We start from the raw sequence: 9,489 nt of genomic DNA, 5'->3' as shown, positions 1-9,489 counted from the left end.
GTTTGTATAATGGTTACTTTCAGTAGCTTTTTTTCCTCTTTGAACCTTCTATTTTCCTTTTTCAGCAAGCAATTTCTTTTTAGTTTGAAACTTCATCCTTATCTTTACAGAATAAAAATGGTATAAAAAGGCTTTTTTTGAAAAATAGGACGTTTTTATTCCATTCTTTCCCCCTTTTTTCTAAGGGATTTTAGTACTTTTGGACTCGAATCTAATAAAAAGGGAAAAAATCGCAATTATATAATTATTAAAATTACTCCTGTGTATATGGAAAACAAAATTCAAGAGTTGACTGATAAGATTTACCGCGAGGGGGTCGAAAAAGGTAACACTGAGGCCCAGAAACTTATCGCTAACGCTCAAGATGAAGCCAAGAAAATTGTGGAAGACGCTCGTAAAGAAGCTGAAGCAATTGTGGCTGCCTCTCGTAAGTCTGCCGATGAACTGGCAGAAAATACCAAGTCGGAATTAAAATTATTCGCCGGCCAGGCAGTGAATGCACTGAAGTCTGAAATCGCTACACTTGTGACGGATAAGATTGTCAATGCGGATGTGAAAGCATTTGCTGCCGATAAGGATTATCTGAACGCCTTCATAGTTGCATTAGCTTCCAAATGGAGTGTGAACGAGCCTATCGTGATCTCTACCGCCGATGCCGACGGCCTGAAGAAATACTTCGCCGCACAAGCAAAAGCGTTGCTGGATAAAGGTGTGAAAATAGAACAGGTAAATGGTAATAAGACGTTGTTCACCGTTTCGCCTGCCGATGGTTCGTACAAAGTAAACTTCGGTGAAGAAGAATTTATGAATTACTTCAAAGAATTCCTGCGTCCGCAATTAGTGGAAATGCTGTTCTAAAACCACAGGATATGAGTAAATACTATTACTACTTGGTAGCCGGTTTGCCCGAACTCACTTTGGAGGATAGCAAACTGAGCTATACGGTAGCTGATTTCAAAGCGGAACTGTATCCGGATTTGTCCGACGAAGATAGACGGTTGATTGACCTGTTTTATCTGAAGTTTGACAATGCGAACGTTCTGAAATTACTAAAGGATAAAGACGCTGCCATTGACTCTCGTGGAAATTATTCCGCAGAAGAATTGGCTGAGTTTATCTCATCGCTTAAAGATGGTGACGAGGTGGCTGATGCCGTATTTCCTTCCTATCTCTCCACTTTTATTTCAGAATATTTCAATACTCCTGCCGAGGATGATTTTCTGCATGAGGATCGTCTGGCTGCGCTTTACTATGCGTATGCAATGAAGTGTAGGAATAAGTTCGTGTCTTCCTGGTTTGCGTTCAATCTGACAATGAACAATGTGCTGGTGGCACTGACTGCCCGGAAATTCAAGATGGATATCGCTCCGCTGATAGTGGGAGATATGGAAGTGTGCGAGGCTTTGCGTACATCCGGTGCCCGTGATTTCGGGCTGACAGGAGAGGTGGACTTCCTGGATCAGTTGGTGAAGATCAGTGAAACCGAAGAGTTAGTGGAACGGGAAAAGAAAATTGACCAGTTACGTTGGAATTGGATGGAAGAAGCTACCTTCTTCAACTATTTCACCGTAGAGCGTCTGTTCGTTTTTCTGCTGCAACTGGAAATGATAGAACGGTGGATTTCTTTGGATAAGGAAAAGGGTAATCAGCTGTTCCGCAGCATCATAGCAACGCTGAAGGATGAAGTGCAGATTCCCGCAGAATTCAGATAAAATAAATAACATAATTATATGGCAACAAAAGGAACTGTTAGTGGCGTTATCGCCAACATGGTAACCCTCGTCGTTGACGGCCCGGTGGCACAGAACGAGATTTGCTACATCTCGACCGGCGGTGACCGACTGATGGCGGAGGTGATTAAGGTGGTAGGTACCCATGTGTACGTGCAGGTGTTTGAGAGCACCCGCGGACTGAAAGTAGGGGCTGAAGCCGAATTTACCGGACACATGCTTGAGGTGACATTAGGCCCGGGTATGCTTTCGAAAAACTATGACGGTCTGCAAAATGACCTCGATAAGATGGATGGAGTCTTCCTGAAACGCGGACAATATACCTATCCGCTGGACAAGGGAAGCAGATGGCACTTTATGCCTCTGGTGAAAGTGGGTGATAAAGTGGAAGCTGCTGCCTGGCTGGGCCAAGTGGATGAAAACTTCCAACCCCTGAAAATCATGGTGCCTTTCACTCAAAAGGGTGTATGTACCGTGAAATCCATCGTAGACGAAGGTGAGTACAGCATCGAAGATATCGTAGCCGTACTGACTGACGAAGAAGGGAATGACATCCATGTGAACATGATACAGAAATGGCCGGTGAAACGCGCCATGACGAATTATAAAGAAAAACCGCGTCCTTTCAAACTGTTGGAAACGGGTGTACGTGTCATTGATACCGTGAATCCTATCGTAGAAGGTGGTACGGGATTTATCCCCGGCCCGTTCGGTACGGGAAAAACGGTGCTTCAGCACGCCATTTCAAAGCAGGCGGAGGCGGATATCGTAATCATTGCTGCCTGTGGTGAGCGTGCCAATGAGGTTGTGGAAATCTTTACGGAATTTCCGGAACTGGTTGACCCGCATACCGGACGTAAGTTGATGGAGCGTACAATCATTATCGCTAATACTTCGAACATGCCGGTAGCTGCCCGTGAAGCATCTGTATATACGGCTATGACGATTGCAGAGTATTATCGTAGCATGGGTCTGAAGGTATTGTTGATGGCTGACTCCACTTCCCGTTGGGCACAGGCTTTGCGCGAGATGTCCAATCGTATGGAAGAGTTGCCTGGACCTGACGCATTCCCGATGGACTTGTCTTCTATCATCTCCAATTTCTACGGACGTGCCGGATATGTGGTGCTGGGTAACGGTGAAACGGGTTCTATTACCTTTATCGGTACGGTGTCTCCTGCCGGTGGTAACTTGAAAGAGCCTGTAACGGAGAATACGAAGAAGGTAGCCCGCTGTTTCTACGCTCTTGAGCAGGATCGTGCCGACAAGAAGCGTTATCCCGCCGTGAATCCGATTGATTCTTATTCTAAATATATCGAATATCCTGAATTTGAGGAATATATCAAAACTCACATCAATGGCGAGTGGATCGGTAAGGTGAATGAAATCAAAAACCGCTTGCAACGCGGTAAGGAGATTGCCGAACAGATCAATATCCTGGGTGATGACGGTGTACCTGTAGAATATCATGTAACATTCTGGAAATCAGAATTGATCGACTTCGTAATCCTGCAACAGGATGCTTTCGACGAAATTGACGCTGTAACGCCGATGGAGCGTCAGGAAGATATCCTGAACATGATTATTGATATCTGTCATACGGAGTTTGAATTCGATAACTTCAATGAAGTAATGGATTATTTTAAGAAAATGATCAATATCTGTAAGCAGATGAACTACTCGAAGTTCAAATCAGAAGAATATGAAGGATTCCGTAAGCAGTTGCAGGAACTGATTGAAGAACGTAAAGCCTAAGGAAAAGTACAATTTACCATTTACAAGGTACAATTTGCCGTTCGGCATGTGTGTGTAGGTGGTAAAAAGTTAGAATGCGAAAATTGTAAATTGTAAATTGCTAAATTGTAAATAAATAGATGGCAACAAAAGCATTTCAAAAAATATATACCAAGGTCACTCAGATTACGAAAGCTACGTGTTCGCTGAAGGCAGCAGGGGTAGGGTATGATGAGTTGGCAACCGTAAACGGCAAGCTCGCCCAGGTGGTGAAGATTGCCGGTGACGATGTGACTTTGCAGGTATTTGAGGGTACGGAAGGTATCCCGACCAATGCGGAGATAGTATTTCTGGGCAAGTCGCCTACGCTGAAAGTGAGCGAACAGCTTGCGGGACGTTTCTTCAACGCTTTCGGTGATCCGATTGACGGTGGTCCGTCTATCGAAGGTCAGGAAGTGGAAATCGGTGGTCCGTCTGTGAACCCGGTACGCCGTAAGCAACCGTCGGAACTGATTGCGACTGGTATTGCAGGTATCGACTTGAACAATACGCTGGTATCCGGACAGAAGATTCCGTTCTTTGCCGACCCTGACCAGCCGTTTAACCAGGTAATGGCGAACGTAGCACTTCGTGCCGAGACGGATAAGATCATCCTGGGCGGTATGGGTATGACGAACGATGACTACCTGTACTTTAAGAATGTATTCTCCAACGCCGGTGCGCTCGACCGTATCGTCAGTTTCATGAATACAACGGAGAATCCTCCGGTAGAACGTTTGCTGATTCCGGATATGGCGTTGACGGCAGCCGAATATTTCGCTGTGAACAATAATGAAAAGGTATTGGTACTGTTGACTGATATGACCTCTTACGCTGATGCGTTGGCGATTGTATCCAACCGTATGGACCAGATTCCTTCAAAAGATTCTATGCCGGGTTCTCTTTATTCGGATTTGGCTAAGATTTATGAGAAGGCAGTACAGTTCCCAAGTGGTGGTTCCATTACCATTATCGCAGTGACAACATTGTCCGGTGGCGATATTACGCATGCTGTGCCTGATAATACGGGTTACATTACGGAAGGTCAGTTGTTCCTGCGTCGTGATACAGATATCGGTAAGGTTATCGTTGACCCGTTCCGTTCACTGTCCCGTCTGAAACAGCTCGTTACAGGTAAGAAGACGCGTAAAGACCATCCGCAGGTGATGAATGCTGCTGTACGTCTGTACGCCGATGCTGCCAACGCCAAGACGAAGTTGGAGAACGGTTTCGACCTGACAAATTATGACGAACGTACCCTTGCATTTGCCAAGGATTACTCCAACCAATTGCTGGCTATTGATGTGAACCTCGATACAACTGAGATGCTCGACGTGGCTTGGAGCCTGTTCGGTAAGTATTTCCGTCCGGAAGAAGTGAATATCAAGAAAGAATTGGTTGACGAGTTTTGGCCAAAAGCAAATAACTAATCACTAACAACTAATCACTAATAAAGTGGCTATAAAGTTTCAATATAATAAAACTTCCCTCCAGCAGTTGGAAAAGCAACTGAAAGTGCGGGTACGTACACTCCCTATTATCAAGAATAAGGAGAGTGCACTACGCATGGAAGTGAAGCGCTGCAAATCAGAAGCTGCCGCGCTGGATGAGAAGTTGGAACGGGAAATCCAGGCCTACGAAGCGATGTTCGCCCTTTGGAATGAGTTTGACTCCTCATTGATAAAGGTGAGCGATGTACATCTCGGCGTGAAGAAGATTGCCGGTGTACGGGTGCCGTTGCTCGAAAACGTTGATTTCGAAATACGCCCCTACAGCCTGTTCAATGCCCCCAAATGGTATGCCGACGGCATACATTTGCTCAAGGTGTTGGCACAGACGGCTATCGAACGGGAGTTTATCGTCGCCAAACTGGGCTTGCTGGAACATGCACGTAAAAAGACTACCCAAAAGGTAAACCTCTTTGAGAAAGTGCAGATTCCAGGCTATCAGGATGCTCTGCGAAAGATCAAGCGCTTCATGGAAGACGAGGAGAACCTCTCCAAGTCATCGCAGAAAATCATGAAATCCCATCAAGAGAGTAGGAAGGAGGCAGAAGCATGATTACAAAAATGAAGAAGCTCACATTCCTTGTATATCATAAGGAGTACGAGGCATTTCTGAACGGAGTGCGCGAACTTGGAGTAGTGCACGTGGCTGAAAAACAGCAGGGAGTAGCTGATAATGCAGAGTTGCAGGACAGCATCCGGCTTTCTTCGCGTTTGCAGGCAACATTGAAAATGCTGCATGGCTTGGGCGAAGCGAAGGAAACTACACCCGCTTCTGCTGCCCGCGGGCTGGAAGTGCTGGACGAAGTGGATGTGTTGCAAAGTGAAAAGACCAAGCTGCAACAACAGTTGCAAAACTATCAGAAGGAGAAAGCTGCCCTGGAACCCTGGGGTGATTTCGAGCCTGAAAGTCTGAATCTTCTGCATGATGCCGGCTTTACGGTAAACTTTTACTGTTGCTCGGAAGGTAGCTATGACGAAGCTTGGGAGGAGATTTATAATGCGATGATTATCAATTGTGTATCCTCACGTATCTATTTCATTACTGTAACTAAGAATGAAGTGGAAGTAGATTTGGATGCAGAGCAGATAAAGTTACCTCCTTATTCATTGACCCGTGTGCAGATACTTTGTCAGGAGACTGAACAGGCTTTGGCGGACAATGACCAAAAGCTGGCTGTGCTTGCTGAGAAGGAACAACCTTCATTACAAGCAGCCTTGAAGGAGGTGAACACTGAAATAGAGTTTTCTCAGGTGATACTGAACACAGAGGCTACAGCTGGAGAAAAACTAATGTTGCTGCAAGGCTGGGCGCCGGCTTCCAAAGAAAAGGAAATTGCCGCATGGCTGGATGAACAGCATATCTATTATGAGATTACGAATCCGACACCGGAAGATAATGTGCCTATCCAATTGAACAATAAGGGGTTCTTTGCCTGGTTTGAGCCGATATGCAAACTCTACATGCTTCCGAAATACAGTGAGTTGGATCTGACACCGTTCTTTGCACCGTTCTTTATGGTGTTCTTCGGGTTGTGTCTGGGCGACTCCGGTTACGGGTTGTTCCTGTTCCTTGCTGCTACGCTGTACCGTATGTTCGCCAAGAATATCAGTGCTACGATGAAGCCGATTCTTTCATTGATACAGATATTGGCTGCTTCTACATTCCTCTGTGGAATGCTGACGGGTACGTTCTTCGGAGTGAGCCTCTATGACATAAACATACCTTTCTTGCAGTATATGAAGGATCATTTGTTCATGGATAATAATGCCATGTTCCAGTTGTCACTGATACTCGGTGTGATTCAGATTCTCTTCGGTATGATACTGAAAGCAGTCAATCAGGCTATACAGTTCGGCTTTAAGTATGCCGTAGCCACTATCGGTTGGATTGTGTTGCTGATATCCTGCGGAGTAGGATTCATGTTGCCCGAAGTGATGCCGTTGGGTGGTACGGTACATCTGTGCATTCTTGGTGTGGCTGCCGTTATGATATTTCTCTTCAACAGTCCCGGTAAGAACGTGTTTATGAATATCGGACTGGGTTTGTGGGATTCTTACAACATGGCTACGGGTTTGCTGGGCGACGTGCTTTCGTATGTTCGTCTGTTTGCCCTCGGTCTGTCGGGAGGTATCCTTGCGGGAGTATTCAACAGTCTGGCTGTGGGCATGAGCCCTGACAATGTGATTGTCGGTCCGATTGTGATGGTACTGATATTCGTTATCGGACATGCCATTAACATGTTTATGAATGTACTGGGTGCGATGGTTCACCCCATGCGTCTGACTTTCGTGGAGTTCTTTAAGAATTCCGGTTATGAAGGAGGCGGAAAAGAATATAAGCCATTTAAAAAATAACAATTATAGAATTAAAAATTAAAACAATAAAAAACGTAAGATTATGGAAATGAACTTATTGATTGCCTACATTGGCATCGCAGTAATGATTGGTTTGTCTGGCATCGGTAGTGCCTATGGAGTGACGATTGCCGGTAACGCAGCTATCGGTGCTTTGAAGAAGAACGACGGTGCATTCGGAAACTTCCTCGTATTGACAGCACTTCCCGGTACGCAGGGTTTGTATGGTTTTGCCGGTTACTTTATGTTCCAGACTATTTTCGGTATCCTTACTCCTGAAATGACAGCCATCCAGGCTGCCGCTATTCTTGGTGCAGGTATCGCCTTGGGATTGGTTGCCTTGTTCTCAGCTATCCGTCAGGGACAGGTTTGTGCAAATGGTATCGCAGCTATCGGACAAGGTCACGATGTATTCAGCAATACATTGATCCTTGCCGTATTCCCGGAACTTTATGCTATCGTTGCTTTGGCTGCAACATTCTTGATTGGTAGCGCACTGGTTGCATAAGAATCTATTTCTGAATAATTTGCTAACCCAGGGTTGTCATTCCGGTGATGATCCTGGGTTTATTGTTTCCAAATGCCACACTTGAACAAGGCAAATGCCACACCTCGTTAAGTGAAATGCCACACTTAACAAGACACGAAGTGTGGCATTTCACTTAACGAGGTGTGGCATTTGAGACAGTGAACTGCCCTTCTAACTATTTTTCGCAAACGATTGTTTATGCATATTTCATTAGTTTTTTCGATTAATAGGCTATTTTTCAAAGAATAATGTGTATTTTTGCAGCCGGTATTAAGTAATAGAGATTAAAAGTAATATGACTAAAGAGCTGTTAACCCCCGACTACATCTTCGAGTCAAGCTGGGAAGTATGTAATAAGGTTGGAGGTATCTATACGGTTTTGTCCACGCGAGCAAATACCTTGCAGGCAAAATTTCATGATAGATTGTTTTTTATAGGGCCTGATTTTTGGCAGGGTAAAGAGAATCCTTTGTTTATCGAGTCCGATAACCTTTGTGCAGCATGGAGAAAGCATGCAGCTGAGCAAGATAACCTTTCCGTCCGTGTAGGACGCTGGAACATTCCGGGCAATCCGATCGTTATATTGGTTGATTTCCAACCGTTTTTCGCACTGAAGAATGATATCTATACAGAAATGTGGAACCGCTATCAGGTGGATTCACTGCATGCATACGGTGATTATGATGAAGCATCCATGTTTTCGTATGCTGCCGGAAAAGTAGTAGAGAGTTTTTATCGCTACAACCTGACGGAGACAGATAAAGTGATTTATCAGGCACATGAGTGGATGACCGGTATGGGAGCCCTCTATTTGCAGACTGCTGTTCCTGAAATCGCTACGATATTTACCACGCATGCCACGTCCATCGGACGTTCCATTGCAGGTAACAATAAGCCTCTTTACGATTATCTCTTCGCTTATAATGGCGATCAGATGGCGGAAGAGCTCAATATGCAATCCAAACACTCCATTGAAAAACAGACTGCGCACTATGTAGACTGTTTTACGACTGTGAGTGAAATCACAAATAACGAGTGCAAGGAATTGCTTGATAAGCCTGCCGATGTAGTGCTTATGAATGGTTTTGAAGATGATTTTGTGCCGAAAGGAACGACGTTTACCGGAAAACGCAAACGTGCGAGATCTACCATGTTGCGCGTTGCCAATTGCCTGATGGGTACGGATATGGGTGATGATACGTTAATTATCGGTACCAGCGGTCGTTATGAGTTTAAGAACAAAGGCATCGATGTCTTTCTTGAATCACTGAATCGGCTGAACCGTGATAAGAACCTGGAGAAGAATGTATTGGCGTTTATCAATGTGCCAGGATGGGTAGGTGATGCCCGTGAAGACCTGCAACAGCGTCTCAAGAGCAAGGAGAAATTCACTACTCCGCTGGAAGTACCTTTGATTACTCACTGGCTGCACAACATGACGCATGATCAAGTGCTGGACATGCTGAAGTATATGGGCATGAGCAACCGTCCTGAGGATAAGGTGAAGATTATTTTTGTTCCCTGCTATCTCGACGGAAAAGATGGCATTATAAACAAGCAATATTACGATTTGATATTAGGAGAAGATCTTAGT

At 44.9% G+C, this 9,489-nt stretch carries 8 protein-coding genes; all 8 read left to right on the top strand.

All coding sequences use genetic code 11. From position 1 onward, the window contains the following. Positions 1-267: 267 nt before the first annotated feature. Entirely contained in the window at positions 268-858 is a 591-nt protein-coding gene (locus BACCELL_RS18310) for a hypothetical protein (protein WP_007213467.1), read from the top strand. A gap of 11 nt (positions 859-869) precedes the next feature. Continuing rightward, complete coding sequence (locus tag BACCELL_RS18305) at positions 870-1,712, top strand: DUF2764 family protein (protein WP_007213466.1); 843 nt, start codon at positions 870-872, stop codon at positions 1,710-1,712. Positions 1,713-1,730: 18 nt separating this feature from the next. After that, entirely contained in the window at positions 1,731-3,485 is a 1,755-nt protein-coding gene (locus BACCELL_RS18300) for a V-type ATP synthase subunit A (RefSeq protein ID WP_007213465.1), read from the top strand. 119 nt (positions 3,486-3,604) lie between these two features. After that, positions 3,605-4,933 carry a V-type ATP synthase subunit B gene (locus BACCELL_RS18295; RefSeq protein WP_007213464.1) on the top strand — a complete coding sequence of 443 codons (1,329 nt, stop codon included), beginning with the start codon at positions 3,605-3,607 and terminating at the stop codon, positions 4,931-4,933. Positions 4,934-4,958: 25 nt separating this feature from the next. Next, entirely contained in the window at positions 4,959-5,564 is a 606-nt protein-coding gene (locus tag BACCELL_RS18290) for a V-type ATP synthase subunit D (RefSeq protein ID WP_007213463.1), read from the top strand. After that, complete coding sequence (locus BACCELL_RS18285) at positions 5,561-7,366, top strand: V-type ATP synthase subunit I (protein WP_007213462.1); 1,806 nt, start codon at positions 5,561-5,563, stop codon at positions 7,364-7,366. Before BACCELL_RS18290 ends, BACCELL_RS18285 begins: the two co-directional genes overlap by 4 nt. A 43-nt stretch (positions 7,367-7,409) precedes the next feature. Beyond that, positions 7,410-7,874: a V-type ATP synthase subunit K gene (locus BACCELL_RS18280; RefSeq protein ID WP_007213461.1), complete on the top strand. Its 465-nt coding sequence runs from the start codon at positions 7,410-7,412 to the stop codon at positions 7,872-7,874. Between the two features lie 316 nt (positions 7,875-8,190). Next, the coding region (locus tag BACCELL_RS18275; RefSeq protein ID WP_007213460.1) for a glycogen/starch synthase at positions 8,191-9,489 on the top strand (1,299 nt) is incomplete at its 3' end.

The sequence above is a fragment of the Bacteroides cellulosilyticus DSM 14838 genome, from assembly GCF_000158035.1.
Lineage (GTDB): Bacteria > Bacteroidota > Bacteroidia > Bacteroidales > Bacteroidaceae > Bacteroides > Bacteroides cellulosilyticus.
The sequence above is the reverse complement of the archived record's forward strand: the minus strand, read 5'-3'. Positions and strand labels throughout refer to the sequence as shown.

What these genes read in the sequence shown, in the direction of transcription:
- BACCELL_RS18305 (WP_007213466.1), top strand. Translation starts at nt 870, where the DNA reads ATGAGTAAATACTATTACTACTTGGTAGCCGGTTTGCCCGAACTCACT.
- BACCELL_RS18280 (WP_007213461.1), top strand. Translation starts at nt 7,410, where the DNA reads ATGGAAATGAACTTATTGATTGCCTACATTGGCATCGCAGTAATGATT.
- BACCELL_RS18310 (WP_007213467.1), top strand. Translation starts at nt 268, where the DNA reads ATGGAAAACAAAATTCAAGAGTTGACTGATAAGATTTACCGCGAGGGG.
- BACCELL_RS18295 (WP_007213464.1), top strand. Translation starts at nt 3,605, where the DNA reads ATGGCAACAAAAGCATTTCAAAAAATATATACCAAGGTCACTCAGATT.
- BACCELL_RS18285 (WP_007213462.1), top strand. Translation starts at nt 5,561, where the DNA reads ATGATTACAAAAATGAAGAAGCTCACATTCCTTGTATATCATAAGGAG.
- BACCELL_RS18300 (WP_007213465.1), top strand. Translation starts at nt 1,731, where the DNA reads ATGGCAACAAAAGGAACTGTTAGTGGCGTTATCGCCAACATGGTAACC.